Here is a 245-nt window from a genome sequence, read left to right as displayed (position 1 = left end):
TTTCTTTAACTCAGCTAATTTGTCATCTACTTGTTTTTTAACTTCCTTAAGTTCATTAACCTTTTGATCAATGTTCTCTTTATGTTGCTTCATTTCATTCACTTTTTCATCGACAGTTTGTTTATGTTCTTTAATCTCATTAACTTTGTTATCGATATTTTGCTTATGTTCTTTTACTTCAGCGACTTTATCTTCTACTTGTTTTTTATGCTCTTTAATTTCAGCGATTTTATCTTCGGCGATTT

1 pseudogene is annotated in these 245 nt (G+C 28.6%); it reads right to left on the bottom strand.

From position 1 onward, the window contains the following. Positions 1 to 245, bottom strand: a pseudogene (locus MR170_RS31670) (LPXTG cell wall anchor domain-containing protein); the annotation flags it as partial.

This window comes from Bacillus cereus group sp. BfR-BA-01524, assembly GCF_022662595.1.
GTDB classification, from domain to species: domain Bacteria; phylum Bacillota; class Bacilli; order Bacillales; family Bacillaceae_G; genus Bacillus_A; species Bacillus_A thuringiensis_S.
The sequence above is the reverse complement of the archived record's forward strand: the minus strand, read 5'-3'. Positions and strand labels throughout refer to the sequence as shown.